This window comes from Brevibacterium limosum, from assembly GCF_011617705.1.
Lineage (GTDB): Bacteria > Actinomycetota > Actinomycetes > Actinomycetales > Brevibacteriaceae > Brevibacterium > Brevibacterium limosum.
On sequence record NZ_CP050154.1, the window covers coordinates 723,678 to 741,855 of the forward strand.

Genomic DNA, 18,178 nt, shown 5'->3' on the forward strand with positions numbered 1-18,178 from the left:
GGACGGAAGGACGCGCATTGTCAGCCACTCGAGTCGACACGACCATCGTCGTCACAGCGGTTGCCGCCGCAGCCATCGGGGCGCTCGGCCTCATCGGCGTCCTCGGTCAGGCCTGGATGGGACTGACCCCCAGTCCGCTGCTGACCTACCTGCCCATGATCCTCGTGCCCATCGCCATCATCCTCGCCTGCGTGGCCATGATCCGAGCAGCCATCCGACGCAGACAGACCGGGGTGGGCCACCGCTGAAAACATCACTCATGCCGCCCGCCGGTGCGGGGACGGGCATGAGTGACACCCGCACAGGGTGATCCAGACGGTGCCGATCCCCACCTCGCCGAGGCGACCGACTGCCCGCCCGTGCCCGTGATCTTCGCCACCGATCGGGCGCTCGCCGACAACGCACTCACCGCCTGCACGGACACAACGGACCGAGGCAGGGCAGAGCAGGGTAGGGCAGGGACCACATCGCCTGCACGATCACGGCCGCTCACAGGCGGCGGCCTTCACAGACTGCTCCGGCTGCGGAATCGGATCCCGTGGCCGACCGACACACAGCCCGCACCAGCGGGCACCGAACGTTGAGCCCGCCACTGCGGGTACGACCAGACAGAAAGGACATCATGCCCACCGGACGCGTGAAATGGTTCGATGCCGAGAAGGGCTTCGGCTTCGTCATCGCCGAGGACGGCTCGCAGGCCTTCCTCCATTCCTCCGTGCTGCCCGAAGGGGTCGACGTCACCAAGGGCACCCGACTCGAATACGACGTCGTCGATTCCCGCCGCGGAGCGCAGGTGCTCAAGGCCCGCCCCCTGACCTCTCCGGGCAAGGTGGCCAAGGCCCGCCGACGTCCGGCCGTGGACATGGCAGTTATGGTTGAAGATGTCATCAAAGTATTGGATGACCTCAACAACGGACTGCAGCATGGCCGCTACCCGGATCCGACGCATGGGAACAAGGTGGCCAGCCTGCTGCGGGCGATTGCCGACGATTTGGAGTCCTGATGTCATCACTGTTCAGTGATTGGCTGGCCCGGCAGACCGCCGCGCCCGCTGCCGCAAGCGACGTCGAGCAGACCACCGGTGGAGACGGTGCCGTGCAGGCCTCGACCGCCGGTGAGGTCGAGCCGACCGCAGCTGGAAGTGCAGCGTCGACCGGCGACGGCACGGCCGCCTCGGCGAAGGGATCGAAGACCGGCCGCGGACGGTCAGGCACGGAGAAGGTCGTCCTCGACACCCAGCTGGCCGCGGCGATCGACATCGCCCGCACCGCCATCGCCGAGGTGGCCGGCAGCGCCGTCGTCGGCGAACACCTGGGAACGGTGGCGGAGGCGACCCGCCTGGTCACCCACTACTTCGTGTGCACCGACCCGACCTACCGAGGTTGGCGGTGGGTGGCCGTGCTCGCCCGCGCCCCGCGTGCGAAGAAGGTCACGGTCTGCGAGACCGCGCTGCTGCCCGGCCCCGACGCCCTCGTCGCCCCCGAATGGGTGCCGTGGGAGGAGCGACTCGAACCCGGCGATCTGGGTCCGCGCGATACCCTGCCGAAGCTCGACCGGGATCCGAACCTGCAGCCGGGCTTCCAGCAGACCGAGGACAATTCGGCGGACAACGTCGACCAGATCCCGAACTTCGAGTTCGGTCTCGGCCGCGAACGCGTGCTCTCCTCCGACGGGCTGAGTGAGGCCGCGGCCCGGTGGGCGGACTCCGATGCCGGACCCGACGGTGAGTTCGCCGCACGCGCGGCCGGACACTGCGGCAGCTGCGGATACCTCATGCCGATCGCCGGATCGCTGCGCCAGAAGTTCGGAGTCTGCGCCAATGCGTGGTCACCGTTCGACGGTCGCGTGGTCGGACTCGAATCCGGGTGCGGTGCGCATTCGGAGACCGATGTGAGACGCCCGAACAACGAGCCGGCCGAGGCCGTCGTCGACGACTTCTCCGGCGAGCTCGAGTTCCAGGAGGGCTGACTCACTCGATGTCCCAGATGTTCCGGTCGTTGTCGGAGCCGAACTACCGGCACTGGTTCGCCGGTGCCCTGATCTCCAACACCGGGACATGGATGCAGCGCACGGCGCAGGACTGGATCGTCCTGACCATGCTCACGGACAACAACGCTTCGGCGCTGGGCATCACCATGGCCCTGCAGCTGGGCCCGCAGCTGATCATGTTCCCGTTCGCGGGCAACCTCGTCGACAAGTTCGACAAGCGACGCCTGCTCATGGTCACTCAGGCGCTGCTGGGATTCATCGGACTCGTCCTCTTCGTCCTCACCATCACCGACGTCATCGTCCTGTGGCACGTCTACGTGCTCGCGTTCACGCTCGGAATGCTCACGACGCTGGACAACCCGTCGCGGCAGGCATTTGTCTCCGAACTCGTCGGTGAGAAGCTGCTGCCGAACGCGGTCAGTCTCAACTCGGCCTCCTTCAACGGCGCCCGCATGATCGGCCCCGCCGTCGCCGGTGTCCTCACCGCCCTCATCGGACCCGGCCCCGTCTTCCTCATCAGCGGTCTCGGCTTCGCGGCGACTCTGACGGTGCTCATCCGCCTCGACAAGTCGAAGCTGCATCCCTCCGGTCGGCGCGGCAAGGGCGGAGTCCTCGGGGGACTGAAGTACCTGCGCAGGCGCCCGGACATCACGATCGTCCTCGTCGTGCTGTTCATCATCGCGACCTTCGGATTCAACTTCAACATCTACACCGCGACGATGGCGAAGATCGAATTCGGCAAGGACGCCAGCGGCTTCGGTCTGCTCAACTCCGTCATGGCCATCGGCTCGGTCACGGGGGCGCTCGCCTCGGCACGGCGGGAGAAGCCCCGGCTGCGGTTCATCTTCGGAGCCGCCGGCGGATTCGGTGTGGCCGTCGGAGTGGCATCGCTGATGCCGAACTACTACCTCTTCGCCGCCTCCCTCATGTTCGTCGGCTTCTCCTCGCTGACGATGATGACCTCGGCGAACGCCTATGTGCAGACGACCACGGCCGCGAACTACCGCGGCCGGGTGATGGCGATCTACGCGGCCGTCGTCATGGGCGGCACCCCCATCGGCGCACCCCTGGCCGGGTGGGTCGCCGATCTCTTCGGGCCGCGGATGGCGCTGGTCGTGGGAAGCGCCTCGGGGATCATCGCCTTCGCCGTCGGACTGACGTGGATGATCATGGCCAAGGACCTGCGCCTCCACCGGGATCCGAAATCGCGCATCCGCCTGCACGTGAGCTATCACGGTCGGCCTCCGGGCGGCAGCGGACACTGACGGGCTCGAGCGGGCAGGACAACTGTCCGCAGGTGGGAGCTCGACCTGGAGCAGTGTCGGGCGGAAGCCGGCGCTTGGCAGGGGTTGGCACTCGGTTGGGGCGATTTTCGGCAAGGGGCGGCACTCGGTTTGGGCGATTTTCGGCAAGGGGCGGCACTCGGCGGGCCCGGAGGTTCGTGTCATAGAATTTCGATCGACCGCCTCGGCGACGGATTCGAGGGTCGAGCAAGGGAAACGGACGAACTGTGACAACTGACATCATCACCTCGGTGCTGGTCGGCCTGGCGATCCTTGTCGGCTGCCTGGGCATCATCGTGCCGGTGCTGCCCGGATCGATCCTCATCGCCATTGCGGTGCTCATCTGGGCGATCATCATCGGCGGGCCGACCGCGTGGATCATCTTCGCCATCGTCGCTGTGTTCGTCGCGGCCGGGATGAGTGCCTCGCTCGTGCTCACCGGCCGCAGACTCAAGTCCATGCAGGTGCCGAACTCCTCGGTGCTGCTGGGCGGGGTGCTCGCGGTCATCGGCTTCTTCGTCATTCCGGTGCTCGGCCTGCCGATCGGTTTCGTCGCCGGCCTCTACCTCGCCGAATACTCCCGCCTCAAGGACGGCAAGACGGCGTGGAATTCCAGCTGGGAGTCGATCAAAGCGATCGGCCTGGGTGCCGGTATCGAATTCATCCTCGCCATGCTCGCCGGCATCACCTTCGGCATCGGCGTGCTCATCCACTTCTTCGCCTGAGGGCACTTCACTGCCTGAGGGAAGTCCTTGGTGGAGCGAGCTACGGGCGAGAACTTCTTGGCCTGCGGGCGCGGAGCGACGGGCGAGAACTCCGTGGCCGGAGCCGAGGAGGGGCGGGGCGCGCGCATCCCTCACCGTTCGTGGCAGCCCGTACCCGGAGCGGCTGCTCCTATAGGTACTGACGCATCCGTCACCCATAGCGGCAAAACACCTCGGTGAATCGGGGTGTTGTGCCGCGACAGGTGAGCGATGCTCATTGTGGTCGGCGGGAGGGCAGGGCATCCCGCACCGTCGGTGGCGAATCAACCCGTTCCCGAAGGCTTTCCGAAGGTCGTGTGCGCCCGCGGAGAGCGGTCCGCACCTGCTGAGCCAACAGGCGAGGAGTGGGCTGTCCGGCGAGGAATGGGCCGACGGGCAAGGAGTGAGCCGACGGGCAGGAGGTGGGCTGCCCGGCGAGGACCGGGACGTCGCAGTGCCCGCACATACACGCAGTGCCATAACACCCCGGTGCAACGGGAGGTTATGGCACTGCGTGGAGGACGCGGACGGTCGACGCGCCGCGAGCCGAGCTACCTGGTCGAATTACCTGAGGGCATCGATGACGTAGTCGATGCAGGCCAGCAGCGCGTGGACGTCGTCCGGGTCGACGGAGACGAACGTCGCGATGCGCAGCTGATTGCGGCCGAGCTTGCGGTACGGCTCGACGTCGACGACGCCATTGGCCCGCAGCACCTTGGCCACGGCAGCAGCATCCACCGATTCATCGAAATCGACAGTGGCCACGACGGAGGAACGATCCGCGGCGTCTGCAACATACGGGTGAGCCGCCTCGGCGGATTCCGCCCAGTCGTAGACGAGTCCGGAGGACTCACGGGTCCGCTCGGTCGCCCACACCAGGCCGCCGTTGCCGTTGATCCACTCGATCTGCTCGGCGAGCAGCAGCAGGGTCGCCACAGCCGGGGTGTTGTAGGTCTGGTCCTTGCGCGAATTCTCGATCGCGGTCACGAGGTCGAGCGAAGTCGGGATCCAGCGGCCGGAGTCCTTGATCTCCTGCGCGCGGGCGATGGCGCGCGGCGACATGATCGCCGCCCACAGGCCGCCGTCGGAGCCCATGTTCTTCTGCGGGGCGAAGTAGTAGACGTCGGTCTCGGCGATATCGACCTCGAGTCCGCCGGCACCGGAGGTCGCGTCGATGACGACGAGAGCGTCCTCGGCGATGCCGGTCGGTCGTGCGATCCGGGTGGCGACACCGGTCGAGGTCTCATTGTGGGGCCAGGCGAAGACGTCGACGGCGTTCTCACCGGTGGCCGCCTCGGCGGGGGAGGAGACGATGCCGGCTTCGGCCAGGGCCTGCGGCGACGGGATCGCGGACGTACCCGGATCGGCGCTGAGGATGAGCGAGGACCCCAGATGCGGGGCCGTGTCGGTGGCTTTCGCGAACTTCTGGCCGAACTCGCCGAACGTCGCGTGGGCGGCCCGCTCACGGACGAGGCCGAAGGCCGCGACGTCCCAGAACACGGTCGACCCGCCGTTGCCGAGCACCACTTCGTAGCCCTCGGGCAGGCTGAACAGCTCGGCCAGCCCGGAGCGGATGCGGCCGACGAGGTTCTTCACCGGTGCCTGGCGGTGGCTGGTGCCGAGCACCTCGGTCGCGGCGGCGTTCAGCGCTTCGATCTGGGCGGGGCGGATGCGGGCCGGGCCAGACCCGAAGCGTCCGTCGGCGGGCAGGAGGTCGTTCGGGATCTCAATATTCGTCGCAGTCACGCCCGACATTCTACGGCGGGCCCGCCCGGCGTCCGGGACCGGCCCGACATATGACGCAGGCGCGTGCTGACTCATGTCCGTGCCGCGTCGTAGAGTGAAGGCATGAGCGAACCCGTCGACCGCCTGCCGCAGACCCGCAAGTCCTATGACTCTGCCGTCTTCGAACACCCGGACGCCGCACCCCTGGCCCTGCTTCGCCAGTGGTACGACGAGGCGGCCGACCACGTCCGCGAACCGAATGCGATGACCGTCTCGACCCTGGACGAATTGGGTCCGAGCTCGCGCATCGTCCTGCTCAAAGGTCTCGACGAACGCGGACTCCTGTTCTTCACCGACTACGACTCCGCGAAAGGCCGGCAGCTGGCCGACGACCCCCGCATCGCCGTGAACTTCCCGTGGCAGGACATGGAACGACAGGTCCGCATCCGCGGCCTCGCCGAGGCGGCCGCCCCCCAAGACTCGGACGCGTACTTCGCCGTGCGCCCCCGTGGTTCGCAGATCGGGGCGACCGTATCCAAACAGTCCCAGCCGGTGACCGATCGCGAACAGATGCAGGCCGAATACGATGCCGCGACGGCCGAGTTGGAGGGCCGGGATGTGCCGCGGCCCGATCATTGGGGCGGGTTCCGCGTACGCGTCTTCGAGATCGAATTCTGGCAGGGCCAGCAGAACCGGTTCCACGACCGGTGGGTCTTCCGCCGGGCCGACGGCAGCCACGAAGTGGCCGACCTCGATGATGCCTCGGCCTGGGAGGTCGTCCGCCTCTACCCCTGAGCGCGGCAGATCTGTGTCGCGGCACGGCTCTGTGCACCAGCACGGCCCGGCACGGCCACACGGCCCGGCACGGCAACACGGCTCTGTGCGGCAGCACGGCGCCGCGCAGCGCCGCATGCCCGTGTTGCAGAACGACTCAGCACAGGTGCCCGGGCACACAGCAGAATGGACAGTACCAGTGCGCCGCGAACAGAGGCGCAGACGATGCAAAGGAGCAACGATGACTCAGGCGACCTCCGCCGCCCAGTACGGACCCGAAGCCGTCTTCGACAATCTCATCGGAGGCGAACGCGTCCCCAGTGACGATCGGTCGACGAACACGAACCCGTCCGACCCTTCCGATGTGATCGGCCGTTATGCCCGCGCCGATGCTTCCGCGGTCGCCTCGGCGATCGATGCCGCCCGCGCCGCCGCCCCCGCCTGGGCGGACCTCGGCTCTCAGCAGCGATTCGCGATCCTCGACAGAGCCGGCAGCCTCATCGCCGAGCGCGCCGACGAGCTCGGCGACCTGCTCGCCCGGGAAGAGGGCAAACAGCTCGCCGAAGCCAAGGGTGAGGTGCTGCGCGCCTCGCAGATCTTCACGTTCTTCGCCGGTGAGACCATCCGCAACACCGGAGAGGTCGTCGACTCCGTCCGCCCCGGACTCATCGCCGAGATGACCCACGAACCAATCGGCGTCATCGGCATCATCACCCCGTGGAACTTCCCGATCGCCATCCCGGCCTGGAAGATCGCCCCGGCCCTGGCCTTCGGCAACACGATCGTGTTCAAACCGGCCGAACTCGTTCCCGCCAGCGCCTATGCGCTCACCGACATCCTCGCCGAGGCGGGACTTCCCGACGGAGTCCTCAACCTCGTCATGGGGCCGGGTTCGGTGGTCGGGGACGCCCTGACCACCTCGGCGAAGGTCGACGCCGTGACCTTCACCGGATCCGTCTCCGTCGGACGATCCGTCATCGCATCGGCCGCGGCCCACCAGATCCGGGTGCAGTGCGAGATGGGCGGGAAGAACCCGCTCGTCGTGCTCGGCGACGCCGATCTCGAAGCGGCCGCCGATGCCGCGATCAACGGGGCCTTCTTCTCCACCGGTCAGCGCTGCACCGCGTCCTCCCGGCTCATCGTCACCTCCGATGTCCATGACGAATTCGTCGCTCTGCTCAAGGACAAGATGACAGCCCTGACGGTCGGGGACGCTCGCGGTGACGGAGTCGCCATCGGACCCGTGGTCTCTCAGACCCAGCTCGACCAGGATCTCGACTACATCGCGAGGGCGCGTGCCGAAGGCGGGGAGGTCACCGGCGGTGAGCTCATCGACTCGGACACGGGCGGATACTTCCTCGCCCCCGCCTTGGTCACCAGCACGAGACCGGGCGACACGATCAACGTCGAGGAGGTCTTCGGTCCGGTCGCCTCGGTGATCGAGGTCGACGACTACGACGACGCGCTCGCGGTCGCCAACGACACCGAGTTCGGACTGTCTGCCGGCATCTTCACCACCTCGTTGAAATATTCGACCCATTTCAAGCGTTACGCCGAGGCTGGGATGGTCATGGTCAACGCTCCGACGGCAGGCGTGGACTATCACGTGTCCTTCGGCGGACGGAAGGGCTCGAGCTACGGGCCCCGGGAACAGGCTCGAGCGGCACGTGAGTTCTTCACAGTGCACAAGACGACCTACACGAACGCGGGCTGAGCAGTCCGTTGTGAGTACCGCCGGGGTGAGCCGATGGGCGCGCCGATCGAGCCGTCAGGCAGCGGCCCGCGACAAGCGTGAGCCGGGGCAGCTCCTCGACTCACGAGTTTGGCTTAACGCACGATAGGATTGGGACAGATCGCAACGGCCGCGAACGGGTTCGCCTGTGCGGGGCGGGGCAGGGTCGCGACGACCCGAAATGGTGACAGCGCCTGAAACGGTCGAAACGACCTGAAGACGAAGAGTGGAGTGGCTGGTCAGAAGTGAACGACCTCATTGATACAACCGAGATGTACCTCAAATCGATCATCGAGCTCGAAGAACAGTCGATCGTGCCCTTGCGTGCCCGCATCGCCGAGCGTCTGGATCATTCCGGGCCCACGGTGTCACAGACCGTGGCGCGGATGGAACGCGACGGACTGCTCCATGTCGGCAACGACCGTCATCTCGAGCTCACCCCGGAGGGCCGCCGGATCGCCACCGATGTCATGCGCAAGCACCGTCTGGCCGAGCGGCTCCTCTCCGACGTCGTCGGACTCGAGTGGGAGCTCGTCCATGATGAGGCCTGCCGGTGGGAGCATGTGATGAGCGAGCAGGTCGAGCGCAAGCTCGTGAAGCTGCTGCCCGAGACCTCCTCCGGACCCTACGGCAACCCGATCCCCGGCCTCGACGTCATCGGCGGTGACGCCGCGAAGAACACTGAGGTCATCGACCTCGCGACGGCAGTCGGCCGGGACGGTGCGAAGAAGCTGACGATCGCATGGTTGGCCGAACCGCTGCAGGTCGATATCCACCTGCTTCAGCAGTTCCAAGTCGCCGGTGTCCTGCCGGAGAGCGAAGTCGAGATCTCTCGCAACGGTGAATACATCACTGTGCAGGTGCCCGGTGCGCAGGACGTACTCGATCTGCCGATCGAGACCGCCTCGCATGTCTTCGCCTACCGGAGCTGAGACGCACAGAAGTCTCTGCTCGATAACGGCGAGGCCGTGGCTCGGTAACGGTAACGACGCGTCTGTGGCTCGATAACGGCGAGGCCGTTTTTCGGTAACGACAAGGCCGAGCAGTGGTAACGAAGGGGCAGGTACCCCAGGCTCGATTTGTTATAAATCAGTGTGATCCGTGACCCAGGGAGTGGTTCTCCACCCCTGGGTCACGTCGTATAACGAGAAAATGTTACGGAATCTCTAAGCGATTTTGAGCCTCTGACCTGCAATTTTATGGAAAACATCACGGGTTCCTTCCGACGGTTGTGACAAAAACGTGACAATCGGTCACCGATTGGTTACAGTTATTGAGGTCGTTGACGCAATGACGACTTCACAACGAGATCCGAGCGCCACGCTCGCTGTGAGATACCAAGGACCGTTAGTGGCGGTTGGCCCGGAAAGCCAATAGGGACGAGAGGGAAAACGTGGCAACTAAGCAGCATGGCCGCCGCGCCGCAGATGCCAAGGTCAAGACTCCATTGACCGAACTCACTGAACTTCTGAACGCCAACTCAGGCGTCTTCGGCCGTCGTGCAGCAGTTGTCGCTGCCAGCGGTGGTCTGCTGACCGCCGCAGTGATGCCGGCCGCCGGCCAGGGAGCCGACGACCAGAGCAAGGTCTCAGCAGAAGCCGAGACCACCCAGAAGGTCGACTTCGAGAACCAGACCGTCACCATCGGTGACGACTCGAACAGCAAGAAGGAAGATGAGGGCGACAAGAAGTCCGATTCCTTCGGTGTCGAGAGCAAGGCCATCACCGCCGAGGCTGCTCCGAAGCCCGAGCCGAAGCCTGAGCCTTCCGAGACCTCCACCCCCGCCTCCACCGGATCCGATGACACCGCCAACAGCGGCTCATCCGACTCGGGCAAGAGCGATTCCGAAGACTCCGGCTCCGACGCCGGATCGATCGACGGCTCCAAGGCCGAGCAGGTCCTCGCCTGGGCGGCCAAGGGCGTCGGAACCCCCTACGTCATGGGCGGAACCAGCCAGAGCGGCTGGGACTGCTCCGGCTACACCTCGTGGGTCTACAGCCACGTCGGCGTGAACCTGCCCCGCACCTCCGGTGCCCAGAAAGGCGCAGGCCAGGTCGTCTCGCAGTCCGAAGCCAAGCCCGGTGACCTCGTCTGGCATCCCGGCCACGTCGGCATCTACGCCGGCGGCGGACAGATGTACGATGCCGGTTCGCCGAGCTCGGGAACTTCGAAGCGCAGCTACAGCTGGATGGGCAACGTCACCTTCATCCGCGTGCTCTGATCTTCACCGAAAAGCTCCCCGCACGGCTCGACGGTCCTCGAGTCGTCCGGGGAGCTTTTGTCTGCCCGGAAGCAGCGACATGCTTCCCAACCGCCCGCGTGCCTCTATCCGATTCGATGAACGGCAGCCGAAGTTTCCGTGACGCGAGCCGTATGAATTGGGTCACGGGCGCGCGCGGCGTTACTCTGGAGAGGATTGAGTTCCATGAACGGTGGGCGCCGGACGGCGCCGACCGCTGATTCGAAGGAAAGCAGATGGGGCATAGTCGAATAATTCGAATAGCCGCTCCAGTCTCTGGCGCGGAGTACATATCTGTCTCCGTGCCCTCTTTTCCAGGCGTCGTGCCCATGAGCACGGCGCCTTTTGTGTTCCCTGGGGCCGGGGCAGCCGGTTTCGGCCCAGAAGAGAAGAAGATGAGGGGCGAGATATGAAGACTCTCGTGCTGAACGCCGGTTACGAACCGCTGTCGATCGTTCCGTTCACACGCGCCGTGGTGCTCGTGCTGACCGGGAAGGCGACAGTGCTGGCCGCAGAGGACATTCCGGTGAGATCCGAGCACATGAGTCTCGATCAGCCCTCCGTCATCCTGCTCACCCGCTATGTGCGCCCACCGAGCAACCGTCGCGTCTCGCTCTCTCGCCGCGGAGTCCTCCGCCGTGACGGCCACCGGTGCGCCTACTGCTCCAAGCCGGCGTACACGGTCGACCATGTTGTCCCACGTTCCCGCGGGGGAGCGAACACATGGGAGAACCTCGTCGCCTGCTGCCGCGAATGCAACAACCGCAAAGGCAACCGCACCCTCGGCGAGATCGGATGGAAGCTCAGCTCCCTCCCCCAGGAGCCCCGCCTGGGGCAGCTGTGGATGCGCGGGATCGACAAACCCGTCGAGAAGTGGCGGCCATTCCTCGAATACTCCAGCGCCGCCTGAAAACGCGGCATCGTCCCAGATAAGGGACGGTGTTGTCCAAATGCTGGTGCAATTCGGATAACGATGTGACATAGGTGAAGTTCTCATCGTCAATGTGATTTAGGGTGGACGAAACAGAAGTTCGCTTCGACCCAAGGAGCTTGCGATGAGTGAGCAGGATCGCCCCCAGAACGCCGACCCGGCCCCGGCCGGTGAGCCCGAGGCCGTCATCGTCGGAATCGACGGTTCGCCGCCGAGCCGCAACGCCCTGGCCTGGGCGATTCAAGAAGCGCGTTCCCTGGACCGTCCGATCCGCCTCGTCGGTGCCTACACGATCCCGAGCGTGGCCGCGGCCGCAATCGATGTGTCCTATGTGCCCATCGACGACAGTTCGATCCGTGCGGCCGTGACGAACACGCTCAAGGAGGCAGCCGCCGAGGTCAAGGCCGCCGGCGTTCCCGTCGAGGCCGTCATCGAAATCGGTGATGCCGCCGGTGTGCTCATCGACGAATCGAAATCCGGCTGCCTCACCGTCGTCGGCTCCCGTGGCCGCGGCGGGTTCGCCGGTCGTCTCCTCGGCACGGTCTCGAGCGCCCTGCCGGCGCACTCGGCCTGTCCGACGGTCGTCGTCCCCGCATGCTGGGAAAACCAGGCCGAACGCCCCGCGCACCCGACCTCGTCGCGACCGATCCGGCAGGACGGCATCGAGGTCGAAACCCATAATCCCAATGCCGAGGCGATCGAAGGCCTGCGCTTCGACAGGAAGGTCGTCGTCGGCGTCGACTCCCTCGGCGCCGAGTCTCCGGCACTGTGGAAGGCCGCCCGACTGGCCGTGCGTCGAGGCTCACCGCTGCACATCGTCGCCGTCATCACCACGACGGTCATCGGACCCGAATGGCTGCCGAGCACCGCCGATCTCGAGCGGCTCGTCAATGAGGGAGCGGACAAACTCGTTGTCGCCAAACAGCGTCTGGCCGAGGAATTCCCGGCTCTCGACGTCACGTGGACGCTCTTCGACGGTCAGCCCGCTGAGGTGCTCGTCCGGGCCTCTGACACAGCCGAGGTGCTCGTCATCGGATCGCGCGGACGCGGCGGGTTCGCCGGCCTTCTGCTCGGTTCGACGTCGCAGTCGGTGCTGCCGTACTCGCAGTGCCCGACGATGGTCGTGCGCGTCACCCGCGATCACGGTCGCCGCAGACAGCACGAGACCCCGGCCGAGCCGGGGCTCTAGAGACCATAGGCTCAGCACGAACCGACCGAGGCGGCCGATCAATTCGATCGGCCGCCTCGGTGATGGTGGCTCATGACGAAACCAGCAAGTGATTCTGGCGCCCCCGGGCAGATTCGAACTGCCGACACCCGCTTTAGGAGAGCGGTGCTCTATCCCCTGAGCTACGGGGGCCAGGTGGTCGTCCCCAACCACGATCACCCAGTGTAGCGTAGAAGAAACCTCACTGTTCCACGGTGTGCCAGCACCTATTACGGACAGTTTCTCGTTAGGGTCGAATTGTGTCGGATTCCGTTAGAGACGAACAGTTCAAAGAACTCGGAGATGTCTTCGCCGAGTGGAAGAAGCAGGCCGCCCATCTGGGCGGTCGCGACACCATGCTTCATTTCCGGGACTCACGTGACGGCAGCATCGACCTCTCCGGCGCCCACCCCTCCGGCCTGGCACAGCTGCTGGCCGGTCGCGCCACCCGACTCTCCAGCCTCATCCGCGACCACGACATCCTCGCCGATGCGCGCCGACGTGCGAAATCCATCCGGTCGAAGGCCGAACAGCTCGACAACGAACGCGGCATCCGCACCGCTCACCTGGCGATCGGATTCGCCTCGTGGACGGAGAAGGACGCAAAGTTCAAGTTCAACGCGCCCGTCGTCATGCGCCACATCGCGCTGGTGCCCCGCGGTTCCCGCGTCGAAGACTACGAGATCGTGCTCGACAACGAGATCGCGATCAACCCGGCACTCGTCCAACACCTGCGTGAGGAATACGACCTCGAGGTGCCCGTCGACGAATGGGTCGACGCGACCGGGGGACCGCACGGCTTCGACCCGGGCCCGGCCCTCGACCGACTGCGTGATCTGGGCCAGAGTGTGCCCGGTCTGCGGATCAACCACCGCCTGATCATCTCGACGTTCGCGAACATCGCGAACCCGTTCTCCACCGACTACCTGCCCACCCAGCACCCCGTTCTGCGCGCGCTGGCCGGCGACGAAGACGTCCGCGCTCAACTCGGCGGACCCTCCTATGTGCCGCAGCCTGGCGTCCTCCCCGACGAGAAGGTCGCCGCGGCCGAGAAGGCCGAAGCCGAGCAGAACCGTGCCGAAGCCAAGAGAGTCGCCGGCGCCGTCGCTGGGACGGATGCCGACGGCGCATCGACGTCGGCTGAGTCCGACGGAGATGCACCTGAAGCCGAGACCGGCACCGGGGCCGCGGCCGATGACAAGGGCGCGACGACGTCGGGCGAGGCCGATCCCGAAGCCGGTGCCGATACCGTTTCCGCGGAAGCGAACGCCGATGCGGATGATGACGAGGACTTCGGTCAGCCGACCGTGCCGATCACCGACGAACCACTCGATCCGGCGAAGCCGATCGCCGGTGGCGAATCGGCGGGCGACAGAACGGCTGCAGGCGAGACGAGTGCGCCGGCGGCTGACGCCGCCGCTGCGGACAAGAGCGAACCCACCACCGAGCCCGACACAGACCCTGACGCGCACGCCGATGCAGCGCCCGCTGCCCAGGCCGACGGCGACGACGTCGTCCCTGCTGCACTCCAGGAACCGATCACCCCGCTTCCGGACCGGAAGCCGCAGGAAGAGTTCCTCGTCATCGACGTCGACGGTGACCAGCAGGCAGTCGTCGACGCAGCCGTCTCCGGCCACTCCGTCGTCGTCGACACCCCACCCGGAACCGGCGCGACCCAGGTCGCCGTCGCCGTGGCCACCACTCTGGCCCACACCGGCAAGAGCGTGCTCTTCCTCGCACAGACCTCCGATGCGCTCGACGATTTCTCCACCCGCCTCGGCGAGGTCGGGCTCTCCGATTTCGCCGTCGACACCCGTGCGGGGTCGGAGGACATCCGCAAGCAGCTCGTCGGTCTCATCGCCTCGGCAGAGAAGTCCGAACGCCCGGACCTCTCCCACCTGCTGACCGAGCTCAACGAGCAGCGTGCGACCCTGGCCGACCATGTCTCCTCCCTGCACCGCAGGCGCGAGCCGTGGGACGTCTCCGTCTACGAGACCATGCAGCACCTCGCCGAGCTGACCTCCGGTGACAACTCCCCGCAGACACCGGTGCGCTTCGACGACGACATCCTCGGCGCCAGCGAAGACCGCCGGAATGTGCTGCGCGGCAAGCTCGGCGAACTCGCGTCACTCGGCGCCTTCACCCTCGACGTCGAAGACACCGTCTGGTTCGGTGCCGACCTCAAATCCGTCGAAGAGGCCGAAGCCGCACGCACGGTGGCCGAACGCATCGGTCGGATGATCCCCGACCTCATCGCCGCGACCGAACCGGTCCTGCAGAAGGCGAAGCTCAACCCGCGTCGCAATGTCGACGACTGGGCCCGTGCCATCCGCGTGCTTCTGCGTGTGCGCAAGACGCTGGACAGCTTCGCTCCCGACATCTACGACCATCGCCTCGACGACCTCATCGCCGCCACCGGCACCCCCGGATACCGTGCCGAGGTCGGTGTCGAGATGGGCATGATGCAGCGCCGTCGACTGAAGAAGTCGGCCGCTGAGTTCCTCCGCCCCGGCGCCGAGGTGGCTGACCTCCACGACGCCCTCATCGACGTCCGCGCGCAGCGAGTCATCCTCTCCGACCTCGCCGGCCACGACGGCCGCCCGCAGATTCCGCGCGGCGTCCTCGAAGCCGATGAGATCCTCCAGAGCGTCGAAGCCGATATGGCCAAGCTCTCCCCGATCCTCGAGACCACCCCCGACGGCGGGGACCTCGGATCGATGCTCATCGAGGAACTCCAGGCGCGGGCCGAAGCGATGGGCAGCGACTCTGAGAACCTCGCCGAACTGCCCGAACGCTCCCGCCTGCAGCGGGAACTCGACGGCGAAGGCCTCGGCGACCTCATGGCCGATCTGCGCCGTCGCAAGGTCGACGAAACACTCGTCGGCCCCGAGTTCGACCTCGCCTATTGGGCCTCCGTGCTGCAGACCATGGCCGGTGAAGACCCCGCGATCGGCCGCCACGACGGTGCCGCCCTCCACCAGGTCGCCGAAGGCTTCCGCGAGAACGACCGCGCCTTCGTCGCCGCCGGTGCCTCCCGCCTGCGCTATAACCATGCGCAGGCATGGAAGCGCGGAATCGACTCCGACCCCATCGCCGCCGGAGTCATCAAACAGGAGCTGCTGTCGAAGCACACCTCGACCAAGCGGATCTCCACCCAGGCACCGGACCTGCTCACGACTTTGGCCCCGGTGTGGATGGGCAGCCCGTACACGGTGCCCGAACTCTTCTCCGCACTGCCGCTCTTCGACGCGGTCGTCATCGCCGATGCCGGCCGCCTCTCGGTCGCCGACGTCGTCCCCGGAATCACCCGTGCCCGCCAGGTCATCTCCCTCGGCGACTCCCGGCTGCTCGGACCGCGCCCGTTCTCGATCGCGGTCGATCGCTTCGGCATGGACGATGGGAATCATCCGCGGTCGGTGCAGGACCGCCTCGGCGAGTTCCTGCCGCGGATGCGGCTGTCGAATTCCTACCGGCTGTCCCCGGTCGGGCTCATCGACCTGGCCAATCGGCACTTCTACGATTCGACGATCTCGACGCTGCCGACCGCGCACACGGGTGAGGGCAGCGGCCTCGAATTCTCCTATGTCGCCGACGGCCGGGGGCCCACGGACATCGGCACGGGCCGGGTCGAGAGCCCCGACGCCGAGGTCAAACGAGTCGTCGATCTCGTGCTCAAACACGCGCGGAACCGGTCGCGGGAATCTCTGGCCGTCGTCGCGCTCACCCCGCATCACGCTCAGCGGGTGGCCACCGCCATCTCGCGGACGATGAAGGACCTGCCCTATGTGGCGGCGTTCTTCAACGATTCGACGAAGGAGCCCTTCGTCGTCACCGACGCCGAACGCGTCCAGGGCATGTCACGCGACGCCGTGATCTTCACCCTCGGCTACGGCCGGACCGTCCACGGCCGCGTCATCCACGACTTCGGCCCGCTGTCCGGAGCCGACGGTCGACGCATCCTCGCGGCCACGATGACGCGAGCCCGGAAGCGGCTGACCCTGGTCTCGAGCATCGAGGCCGAGGACTTCGACCGCAGCAAGCTCAACGGGGGAGCGGTCATGCTGCCGCGCCTGCTCGAGGAGATCGCGACCGGCGGCGTCCACCAGCCCGGACCGCACGGCGAGATCTACGATCCGCTGTTCAACGACATCGCCGACCGGTTGCTGCAGCTCGGCGTCGTCGCTCACGAGCATTACAACGGAATCGACCTGGCCGTGGCGAACTCGACCGAGGACGAACACGGAATGATCATCGCCGTTGCCGGTGACGGTCCCGAATACGCCTCGATGCGCAGCCTGCGCCAACGCGACCGGGTGCTTCCCGAACAGTTGAACCGCCGTGGGTGGAAGTTCATGCGCGTGTGGTCGACCGACGCGTTCGTCGATCCGCAGACCGAGACCGAGAAGATCTTCGAAGCCTGGCGTTCCACCGTGGAGACGATGAGCCCGCAGGCCGTGCTCAATGCGGCGCGTGCCGCCTCGGTGGTCGTCGGCCGCACCGGCAGCCGACCGAAGCTCGTGCCCGGTCTGCCGATGCACAAATACTCCGCCGAAGGCCTCGACGAGATGATCGACTGGATCCAGTCGGATGCGGTCGTGCGCGGTGACGGTGAGATCAAGGATCTGCTGCGCACCGCGCTGGCGCAGAAGGGCAGCTCGACCCGGGGCGATTCCCAGCTGCAGGCCGCGGTCGACCGCTACCGTGAACGCCACGCACAGGCGAAGAAGGTCACCGGCTCCGAGGTGTTCATCCCACGCTCTAACTCGACCGGGCCCGTGGAAGACGACATCCTGCCGACCTTCGACACCGGTAAGATCCGTGCCGATGAGCTCCGGTCCGCCGGACTCGTCCAGACCGCCAGCAATGACCAGGTCCCCGAGGCGGCCGATGCCTCCGGCGACACCGTTTCGGTCGGTGCGGAGTCCGGTCGCGCCCGTGACGCCGGTGCTGGTGATGGTTCGGCTGCCGGCGCAGCGGCGTCGGACGACGTCGAAGCCGCCGGAGCAGCTGGGGCGGAGTCCGAGGACTCGGGTTCGGCCGACGCGGACTCGGCCGGGGCGGAGTCAGCCGAGACGAACTCGGCCGGGACAGAGTCAGATGGGGCCGCCTCGGCGAAGTCGGGGTCGAAGAACGACGATGCCTGATCGGCTCACCGGCGCTGAGGATGCTGATCGCGACCGCGATCGAGTCGATCCCAGCGTGGGCGAGGTCGGCAGTGATCCTGAGGGTGCGGCGCACATCGGCGATGGTGCCGAGACCAGCACTGATCCTGAGGGTGCAGGACACATCGAGAACGATGCTGAGTCCGATGAGTCTCGGCAGGCCCGGATCGAAGCGGCGAAGCGCCGATACCGCGCCACTCTGCGCAACGAAGCCGACACCGGTGGCGGCGGCTTCAGCGAGGACTACTACCGTTCGCAGAAGCCTCCGCACTGGTCATAGCCTTCGAACTGGTCTTGGTAGCCGCCCGACCGGGTCCTAGCGTTCGACGGGTTTCAGGCATGAGGAAGGCCCGCCCTCCGGAGAGAGCGGGCCTTCTTCATAATCGGCCGGTG

Annotated in this window: 14 protein-coding genes and 1 tRNA gene; 13 read left to right on the forward strand and 2 right to left on the reverse strand. The window is 66.4% G+C overall.

Annotated features, from left to right (window positions below):
• The first annotated feature begins 17 nt into the window (after window positions 1-17).
• The 5 genes from GUY37_RS03155 to GUY37_RS03175 all read left to right on the forward strand — a co-directional run bounded on the left by GUY37_RS03155 (window position 18) and on the right by GUY37_RS03175 (window position 3,997).
• Window positions 18-248, forward strand: coding sequence for a hypothetical protein (locus tag GUY37_RS03155; RefSeq protein WP_166822092.1), 231 nt, complete (start codon window positions 18-20; stop codon window positions 246-248).
• Window positions 249-622: 374 nt separating this feature from the next.
• Complete coding sequence (locus GUY37_RS03160) at window positions 623-1,003, forward strand: cold-shock protein (RefSeq protein ID WP_152347644.1); 381 nt, start codon at window positions 623-625, stop codon at window positions 1,001-1,003.
• On the forward strand, window positions 1,003-1,968 hold the full coding sequence (locus GUY37_RS03165) for a DUF3027 domain-containing protein (RefSeq protein ID WP_166822095.1): 966 nt from the start codon (window positions 1,003-1,005) through the stop codon (window positions 1,966-1,968). The genes GUY37_RS03160 and GUY37_RS03165 overlap by 1 nt, the downstream gene beginning before the upstream one ends.
• An 8-nt stretch (window positions 1,969-1,976) precedes the next feature.
• Entirely contained in the window at window positions 1,977-3,254 is a 1,278-nt protein-coding gene (locus GUY37_RS03170; protein WP_166822098.1) for an MFS transporter, read from the forward strand.
• A 245-nt stretch (window positions 3,255-3,499) separates the two neighbouring features.
• A complete protein-coding gene (locus GUY37_RS03175) occupies window positions 3,500-3,997 on the forward strand; it encodes a DUF456 domain-containing protein (RefSeq protein WP_166822101.1) in 498 nt (165 codons plus the stop codon).
• Between the two features lie 582 nt (window positions 3,998-4,579).
• Here GUY37_RS03175 and serC read toward each other — a convergent pair.
• Window positions 4,580-5,761, reverse strand: coding sequence for a phosphoserine transaminase (gene serC / locus GUY37_RS03180; RefSeq protein WP_166822103.1), 1,182 nt, complete (start codon window positions 5,759-5,761; stop codon window positions 4,580-4,582).
• 102 nt (window positions 5,762-5,863) lie between these two features.
• Between serC and pdxH the strand changes: the two genes are divergently transcribed.
• The 6 genes from pdxH to GUY37_RS03210 all read left to right on the forward strand — a co-directional run bounded on the left by pdxH (window position 5,864) and on the right by GUY37_RS03210 (window position 12,605).
• Window positions 5,864-6,535: a pyridoxamine 5'-phosphate oxidase gene (gene pdxH, locus GUY37_RS03185; protein WP_166822105.1), complete on the forward strand. Its 672-nt coding sequence runs from the start codon at window positions 5,864-5,866 to the stop codon at window positions 6,533-6,535.
• Window positions 6,536-6,755: 220 nt separating this feature from the next.
• Window positions 6,756-8,228 (forward strand): aldehyde dehydrogenase family protein, encoded by a 1,473-nt coding sequence (locus GUY37_RS03190; protein WP_166822107.1) that lies wholly within the window; start codon window positions 6,756-6,758, stop codon window positions 8,226-8,228.
• A 263-nt stretch (window positions 8,229-8,491) separates the two neighbouring features.
• A complete protein-coding gene (locus GUY37_RS03195; protein ID WP_152347637.1) occupies window positions 8,492-9,178 on the forward strand; it encodes a metal-dependent transcriptional regulator in 687 nt (228 codons plus the stop codon).
• Window positions 9,179-9,639: 461 nt separating this feature from the next.
• Complete coding sequence (locus tag GUY37_RS03200) at window positions 9,640-10,467, forward strand: C40 family peptidase (RefSeq protein WP_166822109.1); 828 nt, start codon at window positions 9,640-9,642, stop codon at window positions 10,465-10,467.
• Window positions 10,468-10,894: 427 nt separating this feature from the next.
• Window positions 10,895-11,395, forward strand: coding sequence for an HNH endonuclease (locus tag GUY37_RS03205; RefSeq protein WP_152347635.1), 501 nt, complete (start codon window positions 10,895-10,897; stop codon window positions 11,393-11,395).
• Window positions 11,396-11,540: 145 nt separating this feature from the next.
• A complete protein-coding gene (locus GUY37_RS03210; protein WP_166822111.1) occupies window positions 11,541-12,605 on the forward strand; it encodes a universal stress protein in 1,065 nt (354 codons plus the stop codon).
• 95 nt (window positions 12,606-12,700) lie between these two features.
• Here GUY37_RS03210 and GUY37_RS03215 read toward each other — a convergent pair.
• Window positions 12,701-12,776: transfer RNA gene (locus GUY37_RS03215), tRNA-Arg, on the reverse strand.
• 107 nt (window positions 12,777-12,883) lie between these two features.
• Here GUY37_RS03215 and GUY37_RS03220 point away from each other — a divergent pair.
• Both GUY37_RS03220 and GUY37_RS03225 read left to right on the forward strand, forming a co-directional pair.
• Window positions 12,884-17,767: a DUF4011 domain-containing protein gene (locus tag GUY37_RS03220; protein WP_166822113.1), complete on the forward strand. Its 4,884-nt coding sequence runs from the start codon at window positions 12,884-12,886 to the stop codon at window positions 17,765-17,767.
• Window positions 17,760-18,065, forward strand: coding sequence for a hypothetical protein (locus GUY37_RS03225; protein ID WP_166822115.1), 306 nt, complete (start codon window positions 17,760-17,762; stop codon window positions 18,063-18,065). The genes GUY37_RS03220 and GUY37_RS03225 overlap by 8 nt, the downstream gene beginning before the upstream one ends.
• Window positions 18,066-18,178 lie beyond the last annotated feature (113 nt).